Genomic DNA, 17,860 nt, shown 5'->3' with positions numbered 1-17,860 from the left:
AGGTATGTCGCGTGAACGCATTGCCGACCCTTGAACGCGCCGACGCCTTCTGTCGGCGTTTTTCATTGCAGCTTCCGATCCTGCTGGCACCGATGGCCGGTGCGTGCCCGGTGCCGTTGTCGGCGGCGCTGGCCAACGCCGGCAGCATGGGCGCGATGGGCGCGGTGCTGTCGTCGTCGGCCGACATCGGGCGCTGGATGGACGATTTCCGCGCGGCCTCGACCGGCCCGGCGCAGGTGAACCTGTGGGTGCCGGACCCGGCACCGACCCGTGATGTTGCCGCCGAGGCCGCCAGCCGCGCCTTCCTCGCGCAGTGGGGCCCGGACGTGCCAGCCAGCGCCGCCGACGCCACGCCCGCCGACTTCGAAGAACAGTTCGCCGCACTGCTGGCGGCGCGCCCGGCGGTGGCCTCGACCATCATGGGCGTACTGTTGCCGCGCCACGTGCAACAGCTCAAGGACGCCGGCATCGCCTGGATCGCGTGCGCGACCACGTTGTCTGAAGCACGCGCCGCCCAGGATGCCGGTGCCGATGCGGTGGTGGCGCAAGGCATGGAGGCCGGTGGCCATCGCGGTGCGTTCGATCCGGCGATGGCCGAACGCCAGCTGGTCGGCCTGTTCGCGCTGCTGCCACGCCTGGCCGATCACCTGCAGATTCCAGTGATTGCCGCCGGCGGCATTGCCGATGGCCGTGGCATCGCCGCCGCACTCACGTTGGGGGCCAGCGCCGTGCAGATCGGTACCGCCTTCCTGCGCACGCCCGAAGCGGCGATCGCCTCGGCGTGGGCTGATGGGCTGGCCGCCAGCGAACCCGAAGACACCTGGCCGACCCGCGCCTTCAGCGGTCGCTTGGGCCGTGGCCTGGCGACACCCTATGTGCGCGCCGTCGCTGCGGAAGGCGCCCCGGCACCACGCCCGTACCCGGTGCAGCGCGGGCTGACCGCGCCGATGCGCAGGCAGGCCGTGCAGGAAAACCGGCTGGCCGCGATGCAGGCCTGGGCCGGGCAGTCGGCGTGGATGGCGCCGGCACAGCCGGCCGCCGACGTGCTGCGCGGCATGTGGGAACAGGCGCAGGCGCTGCTGCGATGACGCTGACCTGCAACGGCCTGCCGGCACAGGTCGAGGATCTGCTGCCGGCGCTGGTGAACTACGGCCACTTCACCTCGCTGCAGGTGCGCGACCACGCAGTGCAGGGACTGGGCCTGCATCTGGCAAGGCTGTCACAGGCCACGCGTGAACTGTTCGGCAGCGAGCTCGACACGGCGCAGGTGCAGGCGTGGATGGCGCAGGCATTGCGGCAGTCAGGGCAGGCCGATGCCTCGCTGCGGGTGACCGTGTATTCGCGCCACTTCGATTTCCGCAATCCGCTGGCGGCGGTGCCGGTGGACGTGCTGGTGGCGGTGTCGGCGCCGGTGGCCTTGAGCGCGGCCAAGCAGGTGCGCTGCGTGGCCTGGCAGCGTGAGCTGCCCCAGATCAAGCATGTGGGTACGTTCGGCCTGTTCGCGCAGCGCCGGGCGGCGCTGGCCGAGGGCTTCGACGATGCCCTGCTGGTCGGTTCCGATGATCATGTCAGCGAAGGCACGACCTGGAACCTGGCCGTGCACGATGGCCACCAGCTGCTCTGGCCGCGTGCGCCTGCCCTGCGCGGTACGGCCGAGAGCCTGCTGAAGCAGCATTGGCCCGGTCTGCAGGCCACCCGGCCCTTGCCGAGGGCCGCACTGGCCGGCGTGAAGGCCGCTTTTGCCTGCAACGCCAGCGGCCTTTGGGCGCTGGAGGCCATCGACGGGCACATGCTGCCCGGCTCGCAGGCGCTGGCTGAACAGGGCAGGGCGGTGCTGGCGGCGGTGGCTTGGGACAGGCTGGGGTCAGATCCCTTCTGCGGCGCAAAAGGGATCTGACCCCAGGAGTACGTCCCCGGGGTTGGCTCGGCCGGGCTCTGCCGCTATAATCGCCCGCTTACCTCGCCATCCTGGCGACTGGGCAATAGGAAAAACACCATGGTCAAGATTCGACTGACCCGCGGCGGCGCCAAGAAGCGTCCGTTCTACCACATCATCGTCACCGACGTGCGCAGCGCGCGCGACGGCCGCAACATCGAGCGCGTTGGCTTCTACAACCCGGTCGCCCAGGGCGCCGAGAAGCGCATCGAGCTGGACCTGGCCCGCGTTGACCATTGGGTCAAGAACGGCGCCCAGCCGACCGACAAGGTCCGCAACCTGATCAAGGAAGCGACCAAGTCCCAGGCCGCTGCGGCCTGATCCTGACGGGCCACGCTTCGGCGTGGCCCTCTTGGTTGAAGCAGATGAAAGATATCGAGCGCCGCATCCTGCTGGGCAGGGTTGTCGGCGCTTTTGGTGTGCGCGGCGAGATCAAGCTCGAGTCCTGGACCGAGCCACGTTCCGCCATTTTCCGTTACCAGCCGTGGATCGTGCGCAGCCCGTCCGGCGTGGAAACCACGATTGAAGGTGTGCGTGGCCGCGACAGCGGCAAGCACCTGGTCGCCCGGTTCCCCGGCGTCGAGGACCGTGATGCGGTCGAAGCGATGCGTGGCACCGAGATCTACGTGGCCCGCAGCGCGTTGCCGCCGCCGAAGCCCGATGAATACTACTGGGTGGACCTGGAAGGCCTGGACGTGAAGACCACCGAGGGCGTTGCCCTGGGCCAGGTCTCGCATCTGTTCAGCACCGGCGCCAACGATGTGGTGGTGGTCCGCGGTGACCGCGAGCGGATGATTCCGTTCGTGCAGCCGGACTTCGTGGTTTCCGTCGATTTCGAGGCCAACCTGGTCGTAGTCGACTGGGATCCCGAGTTCTGAGTGTGAGCATGCGTTTCGACGTCATCACCCTGTTCCCCGAATTCCTCGCCCAGTCCGCTGGGCTGGGCGTGGTCGGGCGTGCGCAGGAGAAGGGGCTGTTCAGCCTGCATGGCTGGAACCCCCGTGACTACGCCGAAGGCAATTACCGCCGGGTGGACGACCGTCCGTTCGGTGGTGGCCCGGGCATGGTGATGCTGATCGAGCCGCTGCAGGCCTGCCTGCAGGCGATCCGTGAGGCCGATCCGGCCCCGGCGCGGGTGATCTACCTCAGCCCGCAGGGCGCGCCGTTGACCCAGGCCAAGGTGCGGGAACTGGCGGCACTGCCGCGCATGGTCCTGCTCTGCGGCCGCTACGAGGGCATCGACGAGCGTTTCCTGGAGGCCAATGTCGACGAGGAGATTTCCCTCGGCGACTACGTGCTGTCCGGGGGGGAACTGGGCGCGGCGGTGATCATCGACGCCGTGGCCCGCCTGCAGGACGGTGCCCTGAACGACGCCGAATCGGCAGCGCAGGACAGCTTCGAGGGCGACCTCGGCCTGCTCGACTGCCCGCATTACAGCCAGCCGGCCCAGCACCCGCTGGGTGACGTGCCGGAGGTGCTGCGTTCGGGCAACCACGCGGCCATCGCCGCCTGGCGCCGCCAGCAGTCGCTGCTGCGGACCGCCGCGCGGCGCCCGGACCTGCTGGATGAACAGGCGCTGGGCAAGGCCGACCGCAAACTGCTGGAGCAGGGCCGCCAGGCCCGGAACCAGAAGGCCGGCCCCTAGCGCAGGGCTGGCTTTATCGGCTATCATGGCCAATTCCCGCCGGCCCCGGTCGGCGCGCGCAGTACCCAAAACAAACGTGCAGCACAGTCCGGTGACTGCATGAGCCTACGTTGTCGATACGACACGCCCACCCGAACAAGAATCGGTGTAACCCATGAGCAAGCTGAACAAGTCCATCGTCGCGGAATTCGAATCCGCCCAGATCACCCGTGAACTGCCGAAGTTCAGCCAGGGCGACACCGTTGTCGTCAACGTGAAGGTGAAGGAAGGCAGCCGCGAGCGCGTGCAGGCCTACGAAGGCGTCGTCATCGCCACCAAGAACGCCGGCCTGAACTCCTCGTTCACCGTGCGCAAGATCTCGCACGGCTACGGCGTCGAGCGCGTGTTCCAGACCCACAGCGCCATCATCGACTCGGTCGAAGTGAAGCGTCGTGGTAAGGTCCGCGCCGGTAAGCTGTACTACCTGCGTGGCCTGGAAGGCAAGGCTGCCCGCATCAAGGAAGACCTGGCTGCCGCTGCTGCCGCCAAGGCTGCCCGCCTGGCCGAAAAGGCCTGATAAACAACTTCGGTTGTTGCCGCGACGGCCGCCTTCGGGCGGCCGTTTGCGTTTGTGGCACGGCATCGGCCACGATCGGGTGATGAACGACATCAACCCGCGCTATCCCGCCGTGATCCAGGCGGCGCTGCGCTTTCTCGACGGCAAGGGGCTGGCGCGCGTGCAGTCGGCACCGCTGCTGCATCGCCTGCTGTGGCGCCTGGGCATTGCACTGCCGCCGCCGATCCTGGCCGGTTTTGCTACCAACGCGCTGGTGCAGGGCCTGCTGTTCGGGCTGTTCTGGACCGCGCTGATGTGGCTGATGCTGTGGCAGGGCAGCGAGCGCCCGCTGGGGCTGCTGCTGGCGGTCGGTCTGCTGGCCGGAGCGCTGTTCGGCATGGTGATGGCGGCGCTGATGCGCTCGCTGCGCCGCCACCGCAAGCTGCCGGACTGGCGCCGGTTCCGGGCGCGGCAGGCGGACTGAGCCGATGGCGCACTGCGCCGTGACCGGCGGCTACGGGCCGCGCTAGGCTGCAGCTTCATCCCGATGCTCGTACCGTGCGATGCCTGCCAAGCCAACCGCGCCCGCCGCTGCGCCCACGCTGCTGTCCGGTGGCAACCCGCAGATCGCCAAGGGCGAGGGCGATGCTCCGGTGCAGGCGTACATCGCCGCCATGCCGGACTGGAAACGCCCGATCGGCGCACAGCTGGATGCGCTGATCGAACAGGTCGTACCCGGCCTGCACAAGGCGGTGAAATGGAACTCACCGATGTATGCGGTGGCCCCGGGCGCAGGCTGGTTCCTCAGCTTCCATTGCTTCACCCGCTACATCAAGGTGGCGTTCTTCCGTGGCGCTGCACTGAAGCCGATGCCACCCGAGCCGTCCAGGAGTGCCGACACGCGCTACCTGCACATCTTCGAAGATGCCCCGTTGGATGAAACGCAGTTCCGCGACTGGGTGCGCCAGGCCGCCGCGTTGCCCGGCGAGCGCATGTAACCCCGACGTTCCGATTCCCTTCCCGACGAGAGCCGCTGATGGCCACGCATGCACCGAACCCTGCCGATGCCGGAACACCGGCCGCTGAACTGATCGACGCGCGCATCGCCGAACTGGGTGACTGGCGCGGCGAATCGCTGGCACGCGTACGCGCCTTGATCCATGAAGCCCTGCCCGACGTGCAGGAAACCTGGAAGTGGCGCGGCACGCCGGTGTGGGAGCAGGACGGCATTCTGTGCACCGGCGAAACCTACAGGCAGGCGGTGAAACTGACCTTCGCCCACGGCGCGGCGCTGCCGGACCCGAAGGGCCTGTTCAACGCCAGCCTGGACGGCAACACCCGGCGCGCGATCGACATCCATGAAGGGGCGATGCCGGATGCGACTGCGTTGAAGGCCTTGCTGCGTGCGGCGGCGACGTTCAACGCGGCCAGGAAGAAACGGTAGAGCCGGCCGCTGGCCGGCTGTTGCCTGATGCTTCCGGAGAGGCATGAGGTTGCCGGCCAGCGGCCGGCACTACCGTGGCGGTGCGGCATCCGGGTCGGCCACCGGCGAGGGCGGGCAGGCAGGCACTTCCGAGGGCGTGGCCAGCTCTTCAGCGTGCGATGGGCTGCCCATCATCTTTGCCTTGCGCCAGCCGCCCCAGCGGTAATAGGCCAGCGACAGCAGCATCGAGACCAGCGAACTGACCGGGAAACTCCACCAGATTGCATCGGCGCCCCAGTACGGTTGCAGCAGTTCGGCGAACGGCACACGCACGCCCCACAGCGATGCGGCCAGGATCAGCAGCGGGGCGATGACCGCGCCGGTGGAGCGCACCACGCCAGAGATCACGAAGCTGACGCCGAAGAACAGGAACGAGCCGATCACCACGTGATTCAGATGCCGGGCCGTCTCCAGTGCCTGGCTGGCCGGCGGCAGGAACAGTGCAAGCAGCTGCCGGTCGAACACCACCAGCGGCAGGATCAGCGCACCGGTCAGCAGGAAGTTGAACAGCACACCCTGGCGCGCAGTGCCGCGCACGCGGTCCCAGCGCTGCGCGCCGACGTTCTGCGCGGCCATCGACGAACAGGCCGCGCCGATCGCCATCGCCGGCATCTGCAGGTAGTTCCACAGTTGCAGCGCGGCACCATAACCGGCGGCGGTGTCGGTGCCGTACCGGTTGACCATGGTCATCAGCAGGATGATCGACAGCGAGATCAGCACCATCTGGAAGCCCATCGGCACGCCCTTCACCACCAGCGACTTGAGGATGGCCAGGTCGAGCTTGAACAGGTGCATGTCGGCACGGCCCAGCCACAGGCTGTGGCGTTTGTGGCGCATGTACAGCAGTAGGCCGGCCAGAGACAGCGTCTGCGCGACCAGCGTGGCCCAGGCAGAGCCGGCGATGCCGAGCGCAGGCAGCGGGCCCACGCCGAAGATCAGCAGGGGGTTGAGCACGATGTCCAGGACCACCGACACCATCAGGAAGCGGAACGGCGTGCGCGAATCGCCGGCACCGCGCAGCGCGGCAGTGAGGAAGGCGAATGCATACAGCGTCGGCATCGCCAGGAAGATGATCTGCAGGTAGGCCTCGGCCAATGGCAACGAGGCCGCCGGCGTGCCCATCGCCGCCAGCAGCGGGTGGGCCATGAACCAGCCGGCGACGGCGATGATCACCGACAGCCCGATGAAGAACGTGGCGCTGGTGCCGACCACCCGCCGCGCCTGCGCGATGTCGCGTGCACCCATGGCCTGGCCGATCAGGATGGTGGAGGCCATGCCGAAGCCGAACACCGAGCCGATCAGGAAAAACATGATGTTGTTGGCGTTCGCGGTGGCGGTCAGCGCCGCCTCGCCGAGGAAGCGCCCCACCCAGACCGCGTTCACCGAGCCGTTCAGTGACTGTGCGATGTTGCCCGCCAGGATCGGCAGGGAGAACAGCAGGAGACTGCGGCCGATCGGGCCGGAGGTCAGGTCAAGCGGCGCTTTGGCCATGGAGTGGTGATCGAATCCCGGGAGGCGCACACTAGCACCAAGCCGGTTTGCGGGATGTGGCAATGCATCAACGACTGCAGGTGAAGTGGAGCGTAGCGCTGGCCTTGATCGGCGCCGCACTGGCCGCATGTTCGATGGACGACCGGTTGGGTGATACCCGGATCCGCCCCACCGACCGGCCCGAATGCCTGGTTGGCAGCCAACGCCAGGATCTTGCGTCCGGCGTGCGGCCCCTGATCGGCGGCACCGGCTGCCGCGCCGACCCGGACAATCCGCGTCCCTTGAACAAGCCACCGGAGTAGTTTCGCCTCATGCCCGAGCTTTCACCGCCGTCGCCCAGTGTCCGCCTGGACATCTGGTTGTGGGCGGCCCGTTTCTTCAAGACCCGCAGCCTGGCCAAGCAGGCCATCGAAACCGGCAAGGTCAGCGTGGCCGGGCAGCGCCCGAAATCCTCGCGCGCGGTGCGCGTGGGCGAGCAGCTGCAGGTGGATCGCGGTGAGGAGCACTTCGAGATCCAGGTGCTGGGCCTGAGCGATCAGCGCGGGCCGGCGCCGGCCGCGCAGCAGCTGTATACCGAGAGCGAGGCGTCCAAGGCCCGGCGCGCCGAACAGCGCGCGCTGCGTATCGCCGCGCGTGACGGGTTCCAGCCGCCGGAGCACAAGCCGGACAAGCGTGCGCGGCGATTGATCCGCGCCCTGGGGGACATCGACGCGCTGTGACGCAGCCCCGGCGTTCGCCGGCGATATCGCCTTCCGGGATACGCCGCAGCGCGGTGGCAACGGCTTCATGAGAGCTCGCCGCCGGACCGTGCCTGCGTCCAGGCGCTGCGGGACGCCGGCCGAGATGGCGTACCTGCTGCGGAGAGCATGCGAACCGACGCTTCGCACCCGCTGGAGCGCGCCGGTAGCGCCGGGCCATGCCCGGCGACTACCCCGATCGCCTCAACCGTGCAGGTCGTAGCGGTCCAGTTCCATCACCCGCGTCCAGGCGGCGATGAAATCCTGCACGAACTTCTTCTCGCCATCGGCGCTGGCATAGACCTCGGCCAATGCGCGCAGCACCGCGTTTGAGCCGAACACCAGGTCGGCCCGGGTACCGGTCCAGCGCACAGCGCCGTCGGTGCGGCCACGGCCTTCGTAGCTTTCGCGGCCGGTGGCCTTCCACTCCGTACCCATGTCCAGCAGGTTGACGAAGAAGTCGTTGCTGAGCGTGCCTGGGCGCGTGGTGAACACGCCGTGCTTGCCACCATCGGCATTGGCACCGAGCACGCGCAGGCCGCCGACCAGCACGGTCATCTCCGGCGCGGTCAGCGTAAGCAGCTGCGCCTTGTCGATCAGCAGCGCCTCGCCGGGCACGCTGTAGGCGCCCTTCAGGTAATTGCGGAAGCCATCGGCGACCGGCTCGAGTACCGCGAACGATTCGACGTCGGTCTGTTCCTGGCTGGCATCGGTGCGGCCCGGGGTGAACGGCACGCTGACCTCATGGCCACCGGCCTTGGCCGCCTGTTCGACACCTACGCCACCGGCCAGCACGATCAGGTCGGCCAGTGACACGTGCTTGCCGCCGGCATTGAAGCTGGCCTGCACCTTTTCCAGCGCGGCCAGCACCTTGGCCAGCTGCTGCGGCTGGTTCACCGCCCAGTCCTTCTGCGGCGCCAGGCGGATGCGCGCACCGTTGGCGCCGCCGCGCTTGTCCGAACCACGGAAGGTCGAAGCCGATGCCCATGCAGTGGAGACCAGCTCGGCGACGCTCAGGCCCGCTGCGGCGATCTGCTGCTTCAGCGCGGCGATGTCCCTGGCGTCGATCAGCGGGTGCTGTGCTTCCGGCAGCGGGTCCTGCCAGATGAACTGTTCGGCCGGAATTTCCGGGCCGAGGTAACGTGCGCGCGGGCCCATGTCGCGGTGGGTCAGCTTGAACCAGGCGCGGGCGAAGGCATCGGCGAAGGCCTGGGGCTCGGCGAGGAACCGGCGCGAGATCTTTTCGTAGGCCGGATCCATGCGCAGCGACAGGTCGGTGGTGAGCATGGTGGGGCGGTGCTTCTTCGACGGGTCGTGCGCGTCGGGAATCACCGCTTCGGCGTTCTTGGCCACCCACTGGTGGGCACCGGCCGGGCTCTTGCTCAGCTCCCATTCGTTACCGAACAGGATTTCGAAGAAATCGTGGCTCCACTGCGCCGGGGTGCGTGTCCAGGTCACTTCCAGGCCGCTGGTGATGGCGTCGCCGCCCTTGCCGCTGCGGAAGCTGCTGGCCCAGCCCAGGCCCTGGTTTTCCAGCCCGGCGGCTTCGGGTTCCTTGCCGACGTTGTCAGCCGGGCCGGCGCCGTGGGTCTTGCCGAAGCTGTGGCCGCCGGCGATAAGCGCGACGGTTTCCTCGTCGTCCATGGCCATGCGGCCGAACGTATCGCGGATGTCATGCGCGGCCAGCACCGGATCCGGGTTGCCATCCGGCCCCTCCGGATTGACGTAGATCAGGCCCATCTGCACTGCGGCCAGCGGGTTTTCCAGCGTGCGCGAGTGCACGTCGCCGTCGGCATCGTCATCGGACACGAGCACGCCATGGTTCTCTTCAACGCCTTCCGAGCCATGCTTGTAGCGCACGTCACCGCCCAGCCAGGTGGTCTCGCGGCCCCAGTACACATCCTGGTCCGGCTCCCAGGTATCGGGGCGGCCGCCGGCAAAGCCCAGGGTCTTGAACCCCATCGATTCCAGCGCGACGTTACCGGTGAGGATGAGCAGGTCGGCCCAGGAAATGGCCTGGCCGTACTTCTGCTTGATCGGCCACAGCAGGCGCCGGGCCTTGTCCAGGCTGACATTGTCCGGCCAGCTGTTGAGCGGTGCGAAGCGCTGCTGGCCACGACCGCCGCCGCCGCGGCCGTCGCCGATGCGATAGGTGCCGGCACTGTGCCAGGCCATGCGGATGAACAGGCCACCGTAGTGCCCGAAGTCGGCCGGCCACCAGTCCTGCGAATCGGTCATCAGCGCCTTCAGGTCAGCCTTCAGCGCAGCGTAGTCCAGCCCCTTGAAGGCCTTGGCGTAATCGAAGCCGGCATCGAGCGGATTGGAGCGTGCCGAATGCTGGTTGAGCAGGTCCACGCGCAACTGGTTCGGCCACCAGTCGCGGTTGGTCGTCGCGTCGCCGACGACGGCATGGTTGAACGGGCACTTCGCTTCGCTTTTCATGGGTCTCTACCTGTGGACTGGCGAAAGGTGGAATCGGGGGAGGCCTGACCACGATAGGTGGCGCCTACCAATGGGTAAATTCGATTGATTCAACCGATGCGATAGTGGCGACCTATGGAGCCGTCCGACTAGGACGGTCGTGTCCGATCAACGCTTCAGCAGGCCCGCGCCCAGCTTCATCAAGTCACTGGCTCCGAACTGGCCGTCGCCGTCCTGGTCCAGGACGCCGCCGAGCAGGTTGCCGATGCCGCCGGACTGCTGCGTTTCCTGGCCCAATGCCTGGCTCAGCTGGCCCGCGTTGCCACCCTGGGCGAAGCGCTGGGCCAGGAAGGACATGACGATGGGGGCGAGGATTGCCAGCAGCTTGCCCGAAGTGCCGCTGTCGAGACCGGTCTTCTGCCCGAGCAGTTGTGCCGCCTGCGGTTGCTGGCCACCGAACACGTGGCCGAGGATGCCGGCGCCATCGGTGGCGCCGCTGCCGCCCCCGCCCATCACCGCGCCCAGGATCCCGCCCAGGTCGAAACCGCCGCCACTGCTGTGGTCGCGCTGCAACGCGTTGAGCAGCGACTGCGCGCCCTGCGGCTCACTGGCGTTCTGCCCCATCGCGCCGAGCAGCAGGGGCAGGGCGCTGCCGACGGCCTGGGCGGTCTGGCTGCTGTCCAGGCCGAGTTGCTGGGACACCTGCTGCAGGCCCTGGCCCTGCTGCAGCTGCTGGAAGAGGGATGCAGCGAGCGATTCGGTGTTCATGGCAGTCTCCGTTCTGTGAAGGAAGGACGGCCCGAGCATAACGCTGCGTGCACTACGGGAATGCGAAGGCAGCCGAGCATGGGTCCGGCTACAGGCAGGGCGTGAGTTGTAGAGCCGAGCCCGTGCTCGGCCCAGGCCTGCCAGCGGGCGCGGTTACAGCAGCGTCTTCAACCGGTACAGCGCCTCAAGCGCCTGCTTCGGCGTCAACTCGTCCGGATCGATCGCCGCCAGCGCTTCCTGCGCCTTGCTGGACGGCGCGCTGAACAGGCCGAACTGCTGCGGTGCATCCAGTGCCTGCGGTGCCAGTTCGGCCGCGTGGCTTTCACCGCCGCGCTGTTCCAGCTCGGCCAGGCGGCGACGCGCCTGCGCCACGGTAGCCCGCGGCAGGCCGGCCAGTGCCGCCACCTGCAGGCCGAAGCTGCGGTTGGCCGGGCCATCCTTCACCGCGTGCATGAACACCAGCGCCTCACCGTGCTCGACGGCGTCCAGGTGCACGTTGGCGATGCCACTGCGGCCGCCCTCATGCTGTTCGTCGGCCAGCGCGGTCAGTTCGAAGTAATGGGTGGCGAAAAGCGTGTAGCAGCGATTCTGCTGGGCCAGGTGGCGGGCCACCGCGTCGGCCAGCGCCAGGCCGTCATAGGTGGAGGTGCCGCGGCCGATCTCGTCCATCAGCACCAGCGAGTGTGCGGTGGCGTGGTGCAGGATGTAGCTGGTCTCGGCCATTTCCACCATGAAGGTGGATTGCCCGCGCGCCAGGTCGTCGCCGGCGCCGATGCGGGTGAGGATGCGGTCGATCGGGCCGATCACGGCGCGGCTGGCCGGCACGAAACTGCCGATATGGGCCAGCAGCACGATCAGGGCGTTCTGCCGCATGTAGGTCGATTTACCGCCCATGTTCGGGCCGGTGATGACCAGCATGCGACGCTCCGGATGCAGGTCCAGATCGTTGGGTTCGAATGGCTGTTCGCGCACCGCTTCGACCACCGGGTGACGGCCGCGTTCGATCTTCAGGCACGGCTCGGTCTGCAGTTCCGGGCGTGCCCAGTCCAGCGCCTGCGCGCGTTCGGCGAAGGCGGCCAGCACGTCCAGTTCGCTCAGCGCGGCGGCACACTGCTTCAGCGGTTCCAGCTGACCGCCCAGCGTGTCGAGCAGTTGCTCGTAGAGATACTTCTCGCGCGACAACGAACGGTCGCGCGCGGACAGCACCTTGTCCTCGAATGCCTTCAGTTCTTCGGTGATGTAGCGCTCGGCATTGGTCAGCGTCTGCCGGCGGGTGTAGTGCACCGGCGCGCGGTCGGACTGGCCCTTGCTGATTTCGATGTAGTAGCCGTGCACGCGGTTGTAGCCCACCTTCAGCGTGGGAATGCCGCTGCTTTCGCGTTCGCGCTGTTCCAGGTCGACCAGGAACTGGTCGGCGTGGGTGGACAGCCGGCGCAGCTCGTCCAGTTCTTCATCGAAGCCATCGGCGAGCACGCCGCCATCGCTCAGCTTCAACGGCGGCATTTCGGCAATGGCGCGGGCCAGCAGCTGCGCGCATTCGTCGTGCTCGCCGAGCGCGGCGTGCAGGGTCTGCAGGCGCGGTGAATCCAGTGGCGCCAGTACTTCGCGTACGGCCGGCAGCAGGCCCAGGCCATCGCGCAGGGTGGAAAAGTCCCGCGGGCGCGCCGAGCGCAGCGCGACGCGGGTGAGGATGCGTTCCAGGTCGCCCAGGCGGCGGAACTGCTCGCGGATGTCGGCGTCGCTGCCGCGGTCGATCAGCGTTTCCACCGCGTGGTGGCGCTGCACCAGCACCTCGCGCAGGCGCAACGGGCGATGCAGCCAGCGGCGCAGCAGGCGGCCGCCCATCGGCGTGACGGTGCTGTCGAGCACGCCCAGCAGCGTGTTGCGGGTATCGCCGTCGACGCGCGTATCCAGTTCCAGATGACGGCGGGTAGCGGCATTCATCGCGATCGCCTCGCCGGCGGTTTCCATCGCGATCGAGGTCAGGTGGGGCAGGCGCTGCTTCTGGGTTTCCTCGACATAGCCAAGCAGGGCGCCTGCGGCGGCGGTGGCGCGTGGCTTGTCGTCGATGCCGAAACCGCTCAGGTCATGCAGCTTGAAGAAGGCCAGCAGCTGGCGGCGACCGCTGTCGGCGTCGAACAGCCACGGTGCGCGGCGGCGCACGCCGGTGCGCTGGCGCAGGAACTCCGGCCAGTTTTCTTCGTCGGGCACCAGCAGTTCGGCAGGCTCCAGGCGCGCCAGTTCGGCTTCCAGCGCGTCGTCGGTCTCCACTTCGTTGACCAGGAAACGGCCGCCGGCCAAGTCGGCCCAGGCCAGGCCGTAGCCCTGCTTGCTGCGCGACAGCGCCATCAGTAGGGTGTCGCGGCGTTCATCCAGCAGCGCCTCGTCGGTGACCGTGCCGGGGGTGACGATGCGCACCACCTTGCGTTCGACCAGGCCCTTGGCCAGCGCCGGGTCACCGATCTGCTCGCAGATCGCCACTGACTCGCCCAGCGCCACCAGGCGCGCCAGGTAGCCCTCGTAGGCATGCACCGGCACACCGGCCATCGGGATCGGCGCGCCGCCGGAACTGCCGCGCTGGGTCAGGGTGATGTCGAGCAGGCGCGCAGCCTTGCGTGCATCGTCGTAGAACAGCTCGTAGAAGTCGCCCATGCGGAAGAACAGCAGCAGGTCCGGGTAGTCGGACTTGGCTGCGAAGAACTGCTTCATGAGGGGCGTGTGCTCTGCGCTGGACTTCGATGCAGACGGTTTCGCTTTTGAATCAGTGGTTTGCAAGAGAACTTCCTACGGGTTGTAGCGATCAATCCAGGCGACTTGCGGCAAGTAACGGGGTTCTTCGTTGCGCCGCGGTTGCGCCAGTCATTCAAAGAGGATCAAATCGATGTTGCGACGGACAGACGGCGGATCGACCATGGATACGGTTGTTGCGGCCCCGCGCCGCCGAGGCACCAAGTTTAAGCTGACCTACCGGCAAATCTGCGAGTTGAGCGTGGCGCGAGGCCCGGTCGAAGGCAAGCAGGGAAGGGTGGTCATCGCCCCTCGACTGCCCGAAGACGCCGGGAAGCCTTACCGCGTCCTGGACGGCAATCAGGGGGCGCCAACGGGCTTTGGTTTCTACGTGGGCACTACCCGCACCACCTATGAAGTCGTGGTCCGAGGCCCGGCCGGGGTTCGTCGGTTTTCCCTGGGCAGCGTCACCGACATCGGACCGGAGCAAGCCTACGAGCTGGCGCGGCGGAAGTTGGCCGTGGTTCGAGAAACGGGCGAGCATCCTTCGAAGGAAGAGGCCCGAGCCGAGCAGCTCGTGGAGCTGAAGGGGCTCACGCTGGCGGATTGCTTTGCGGCCTACGTTGAGGACCTGCAGAAGCGCGTCCGCAACAAGAAAGCCAAGCCCGCCAGCATCCGGGCGATCCAAGACAGTTTGGCGCGGTTTGCCCGCCCGGAAGTCGGGCTCGCGGACAAACCGATCCTTCAGCTTCTGGACAAGGACATCCACCGTGCGTTCGACGGCCTGCGGCGATCGTCCATGGTGCGCTCCAATCGGATCCCCACCCCGATGCGCCAAGCACTGGCCGACCAGTCGGATTGGGCCGAGCTCTCCACGCAACAGCTCGAAGCGTTGGGCGTGACCGGGAAATACATCCAGCGAGTCAAAGCGGCCGGTTTGGCGTCGACCGAGCACGCGTTCACAGACGCGAAGAGGGCGGTCGACCTGGTGTTGAAGCGGGAGCGCAAAGCGGCGGCTCAGCAGCAGCGGGAGCCGGTGCTGCGTTACAACCCGTTCCAAGTCATCCACGACGACGACATGCTGCGGGACTCGCAAGCACTGCGCCGACACTACGAGCGCGCCGAAGTGCGCAATCCGTTAGGGGACGAGACGCTGCCTACGGTCCTCAAAGTGATCTTGGCTCGGCGGGACGAGCAAGGCGGCTTGAACGCGACCGGCGCGGACTACTTGCTGCTGACCCTGCTCTGGGGTACCCGCCGCGGCGAGGCCGCTCCCCTGCGCTGGTTTGACCGGTGCTCCCCGGGCGAGCTGCGCCAGTCGGAAGTGTCCTGGGTATGGTTGGCCGGGCCGGAGGAGGTCAACCCTTACACGAGGCGAGCGGGCTCTCAGGTTTACTTGTTTGACACCAAGAATGGCGAGGAGCGCTACCTGCCGGTGGCCTACTTTGCTGAAAAGATTTTGCAGCGGCGTTTCGACGAGCGCGCGGACGAAACCAAGCTCAAGCAAGACTTGGCGGACGCGGAAGAAGTGTTGGGCGCCGCTCGAGCCAGGCGTGCACGCCGGGATCTGCTGGACCGGCTGGAAAAAGAGGTGGAGAGGGCACGCCGCGCGCTGGCCAAAACCATGTTCGTGTTCCCCGCCCGATCGGACCGAAGCACCACGGGGCACTACTCGGACAGCAAGAGCATCGTGGCAAACGTGCGCCGGGACGCGGGGTTGCTCGATTTGCGGGCAGAGGTGGACATTGGGCTGACCCTCCACGATCTGCGCCGGACGCTCGGCCGTTACGCCGCCCTCCTGTTCGGCGAAAGTCGAATCGTGTCCCAACTGCTCCACCACAGAACGTTGGGGCGAGGCGAGGATCGCATGGCCGCTGTCTCCGAACGCTACACCGAGCAGGAATGGTCAAAGCTTCGCGAGGCTATGGGCCGCGTGGAGGAGCACATGGTCGCGACCAGTCCTCGTGTCTGGAATCGCTTGAAGGGGACGGACAAGCCTCGGTTGGACGAGTCCGGCGATGCCCCAGTCTCCATTTTCTCAGCAAGAAACCGGCGCGACGCCCAGTAAGGAGCGACCCAATGGAATGCCAACGCAAAGAAGAGGATTACCTGGAGCAGCGCTCTGCGGCACTGGATGCTGAGCTGAACAAAGCCGCCGCAGGCTTGCCGCCTCCTACGGTCAGCACCAAAGCAGCGGCGCGTTACCTCGGGGTCCACTTCGATACGCTTGGCGAGTGGCGCCGCCGAACGCCTCCTGCAGGGCCGCCCTTTGTGAAAGGCGCCGGCCGCGCTGGTGGAGGGGCCAACGAGCACGTCCGTTACCCTTACACCGAACTTGTCGCTTGGCAGGCCTCCCGCGTGGGGCGCAGTGTCAAAGAGCGTCGCCTGATCGACGAACTGGACGCAGCCCAACAACGGGTTCGTGAGCTGGAAATAGAACTGGCCCTGCGGCAGGCCCGGGACGATGCAAGCCGGCTTCAGAAGAAGTTGGGGCGTATCGCAACGCTGGCCACGCTCGATGACATTGCCCTGGTTCCCCATGAGTGGGCACTGGTGGATGGCCGGGTGGCTGGGCATGTCCTGGTGGTGAGCGACCAAGTGCTCAGCGGTGCGCTTGAACGGGGTGACCTATGGGACGCCACGGTTGAAGCTGCATTGCAGGCGCCTTGGGTCAACGGGGAGACGCGTGAGCCCTACCATGCCGCCTTCGCAAAGGTGTTGCAGGCGGCGATGCGTGAACTCTGCGAAGCGCAAGCCGTCCAGCGAGCCAATGATCTGGAGGCGCGTTGGGCACCAGGGGATGCGATGGGTGTGCCAGTGCGGCCTTTTGCCCGAGACAAAGAAGTGTCGTGACGCGGCAGATGGGCCTGGGGGAGGCGACTAAGGGCACGTTTGACAGACAGCGCGCAGTTGGCCAAAGCCGTAGTCGTAGCGCGTAGCACCCACTTGGATAGGTGATGGTCCTTCAACCTTAGAGAGGAAGAGATATGAACGCACGCATTGCAGCCGCCATGGGCTTCGACGACCTGTACAGCGGAAATGAGGCCTTCCGTGAGCGCTTCGATGAGATGCTGGATGCGGTAAAGGCGCTGCCAGAAAGCCTCCAGGAGCGTGGGCGGTCACTGATGTATCCCCAACTGCACAATGCCTGCGCGATGGGGGATGCCGAACTGGTGACGGCGCTCTTAGCTACTGGCCTGGACCCCGATGCCTATACCTACACAGACGACGATGAGGATCAGCCTCCATTGGTCTGGCTGGCCCGTGACACCGAGCTTGGTTTCGAGGTGAAGCGTCAGATCGCCGAGGCACTCTTTGCTGCAGGGGCGGACGTTCAAGAAGGAGGGGCGGCTGAGGCCGCTCGCTCGGCGGGCGACTATGATTTAGCAGATTACCTACAATCCAGATGATAGTCTCAGAGTTGGAGTCGCAGCAGCTGGGTCGATTTAAATTTTCTTTTATTTAGTTGGGTGGCGTGTCCGAGGTGTGAACCTTGAACGATAAATGGGGCTGAATATGGAAGATGCGAATACTGAGCCGGTAGACATGGGTGCTGAGTGGGAGATTCGCGCAGCACAAGGCAGGCAGATGGCGGGGAAGTGGGCCAAAATAGAGCTGGTGGCAAATTTCCTTGGTAGGTACACCTGGATAGTGGCGGGCATACTTTCAATTGCTGTCGTTGTGTACGGAAAGTATGTCCATTCCCCGCGGACGATACAGGATGCGCAGCTCATTCTCACATTCGCCGGTGGTCTTCAGATCCTCTTGGGTGTCTATGTCGGATTCTGGAAGAGAAATTATCTTAACCGGCTGATAGATAACGAAAAAGAGCATCCGACAGTGTATGTTAGAGAGGTCATGCAGAGCCGGGCCTTTGTCAAGTTGCTAGAAGGTCTGCGCAACTGTGATCCCTGCTCGCTTCAGCAGTGGCGCTCAGATGTTGATGATTTAATATCCAACTACGAACAGGCCGTCATGGAGCAGTCTTCCAAAAAACAAAGGCGAGAGTGGCTGTCTCAGAAAGATATAGCCGAAGGCCTACTGTCTGCCTCATACAATACGTTCTATGGAACTGCTATGGTTCTTGCGGCGGCAGCGCTTCCTCTCATTTAGCTGG

19 protein-coding genes are annotated in these 17,860 nt (G+C 66.4%); 15 read left to right on the top strand and 4 right to left on the bottom strand.

Going from position 1 to position 17,860, the window contains the following annotated elements:
- The first annotated feature begins 11 nt into the window (after positions 1-11).
- From ARC23_RS04815 to ARC23_RS04775, 9 genes are all read left to right on the top strand, one after another.
- Positions 12-1,088 carry an NAD(P)H-dependent flavin oxidoreductase gene (locus tag ARC23_RS04815; protein WP_057496177.1) on the top strand — a complete coding sequence of 359 codons (1,077 nt, stop codon included), beginning with the start codon at positions 12-14 and terminating at the stop codon, positions 1,086-1,088.
- Positions 1,085-1,897: an aminotransferase class IV family protein gene (locus ARC23_RS04810; protein ID WP_057496176.1), complete on the top strand. Its 813-nt coding sequence runs from the start codon at positions 1,085-1,087 to the stop codon at positions 1,895-1,897. Before ARC23_RS04815 ends, ARC23_RS04810 begins: the two co-directional genes overlap by 4 nt.
- Before the next feature lie 99 nt (positions 1,898-1,996).
- Positions 1,997-2,257 carry a 30S ribosomal protein S16 gene (gene rpsP, locus ARC23_RS04805; protein WP_005415733.1) on the top strand — a complete coding sequence of 87 codons (261 nt, stop codon included), beginning with the start codon at positions 1,997-1,999 and terminating at the stop codon, positions 2,255-2,257.
- A gap of 44 nt (positions 2,258-2,301) precedes the next feature.
- Complete coding sequence (gene rimM, locus ARC23_RS04800) at positions 2,302-2,814, top strand: ribosome maturation factor RimM (protein WP_057496175.1); 513 nt, start codon at positions 2,302-2,304, stop codon at positions 2,812-2,814.
- Between the two features lie 8 nt (positions 2,815-2,822).
- Positions 2,823-3,581 (top strand): tRNA (guanosine(37)-N1)-methyltransferase TrmD, encoded by a 759-nt coding sequence (trmD, locus tag ARC23_RS04795; protein WP_057496174.1) that lies wholly within the window; start codon positions 2,823-2,825, stop codon positions 3,579-3,581.
- Between the two features lie 154 nt (positions 3,582-3,735).
- A complete protein-coding gene (gene rplS, locus ARC23_RS04790) occupies positions 3,736-4,137 on the top strand; it encodes a 50S ribosomal protein L19 (RefSeq protein WP_005408597.1) in 402 nt (133 codons plus the stop codon).
- 82 nt (positions 4,138-4,219) lie between these two features.
- A complete protein-coding gene (locus tag ARC23_RS04785; protein ID WP_057496173.1) occupies positions 4,220-4,600 on the top strand; it encodes a DUF6404 family protein in 381 nt (126 codons plus the stop codon).
- Positions 4,601-4,679: 79 nt separating this feature from the next.
- Complete coding sequence (locus ARC23_RS04780; RefSeq protein WP_057496172.1) at positions 4,680-5,114, top strand: DUF1801 domain-containing protein; 435 nt, start codon at positions 4,680-4,682, stop codon at positions 5,112-5,114.
- A 38-nt stretch (positions 5,115-5,152) separates the two neighbouring features.
- A complete protein-coding gene (locus ARC23_RS04775; RefSeq protein ID WP_057496171.1) occupies positions 5,153-5,560 on the top strand; it encodes a DUF1801 domain-containing protein in 408 nt (135 codons plus the stop codon).
- A gap of 69 nt (positions 5,561-5,629) precedes the next feature.
- On the opposite strand, the gene ARC23_RS04770 is transcribed toward ARC23_RS04775, so the two are convergent.
- On the bottom strand, positions 5,630-7,090 hold the full coding sequence (locus tag ARC23_RS04770; RefSeq protein WP_057496170.1) for an MATE family efflux transporter: 1,461 nt from the start codon (positions 7,088-7,090) through the stop codon (positions 5,630-5,632).
- A 62-nt stretch (positions 7,091-7,152) separates the two neighbouring features.
- On the opposite strand from ARC23_RS04770, the gene ARC23_RS04765 reads away from it, so the two are divergent.
- Complete coding sequence (locus ARC23_RS04765) at positions 7,153-7,392, top strand: hypothetical protein (RefSeq protein ID WP_057496169.1); 240 nt, start codon at positions 7,153-7,155, stop codon at positions 7,390-7,392.
- Between the two features lie 9 nt (positions 7,393-7,401).
- Complete coding sequence (locus ARC23_RS04760) at positions 7,402-7,809, top strand: RNA-binding S4 domain-containing protein (protein WP_057496168.1); 408 nt, start codon at positions 7,402-7,404, stop codon at positions 7,807-7,809.
- Between the two features lie 222 nt (positions 7,810-8,031).
- On the opposite strand, the gene katG is transcribed toward ARC23_RS04760, so the two are convergent.
- From katG to mutS, 3 genes are all read right to left on the bottom strand, one after another.
- Positions 8,032-10,269 (bottom strand): catalase/peroxidase HPI, encoded by a 2,238-nt coding sequence (gene katG / locus ARC23_RS04755; RefSeq protein WP_057496167.1) that lies wholly within the window; start codon positions 10,267-10,269, stop codon positions 8,032-8,034.
- Between the two features lie 147 nt (positions 10,270-10,416).
- Positions 10,417-11,016 (bottom strand): DUF937 domain-containing protein, encoded by a 600-nt coding sequence (locus tag ARC23_RS04750; protein WP_057496166.1) that lies wholly within the window; start codon positions 11,014-11,016, stop codon positions 10,417-10,419.
- A gap of 153 nt (positions 11,017-11,169) precedes the next feature.
- On the bottom strand, positions 11,170-13,725 hold the full coding sequence (gene mutS, locus ARC23_RS04745) for a DNA mismatch repair protein MutS (protein WP_057496165.1): 2,556 nt from the start codon (positions 13,723-13,725) through the stop codon (positions 11,170-11,172).
- Between the two features lie 202 nt (positions 13,726-13,927).
- Between mutS and ARC23_RS04740 the strand changes: the two genes are divergently transcribed.
- The 4 genes from ARC23_RS04740 (at position 13,928) to ARC23_RS04725 (ending at position 17,856) form a co-directional block, all read left to right on the top strand.
- The gene (locus ARC23_RS04740; RefSeq protein ID WP_057496315.1) at positions 13,928-15,811 is read left to right on the top strand and encodes a site-specific integrase; all 1,884 of its coding nucleotides are present in this window, start codon (positions 13,928-13,930) and stop codon (positions 15,809-15,811) included.
- 11 nt (positions 15,812-15,822) lie between these two features.
- Positions 15,823-16,596 (top strand): hypothetical protein, encoded by a 774-nt coding sequence (locus ARC23_RS04735; protein ID WP_057496164.1) that lies wholly within the window; start codon positions 15,823-15,825, stop codon positions 16,594-16,596.
- A gap of 134 nt (positions 16,597-16,730) precedes the next feature.
- Positions 16,731-17,153 (top strand): hypothetical protein, encoded by a 423-nt coding sequence (locus tag ARC23_RS04730; RefSeq protein WP_049450022.1) that lies wholly within the window; start codon positions 16,731-16,733, stop codon positions 17,151-17,153.
- A 94-nt stretch (positions 17,154-17,247) separates the two neighbouring features.
- Positions 17,248-17,856, top strand: coding sequence for a hypothetical protein (locus ARC23_RS04725; protein ID WP_049450024.1), 609 nt, complete (start codon positions 17,248-17,250; stop codon positions 17,854-17,856).
- Positions 17,857-17,860: the final 4 nt, after the last annotated feature.

This window comes from Stenotrophomonas beteli (assembly GCF_001431665.1).
GTDB classification, from domain to species: domain Bacteria; phylum Pseudomonadota; class Gammaproteobacteria; order Xanthomonadales; family Xanthomonadaceae; genus Stenotrophomonas; species Stenotrophomonas beteli.
This window is presented reverse-complemented; position numbering and strand designations above follow the sequence as displayed.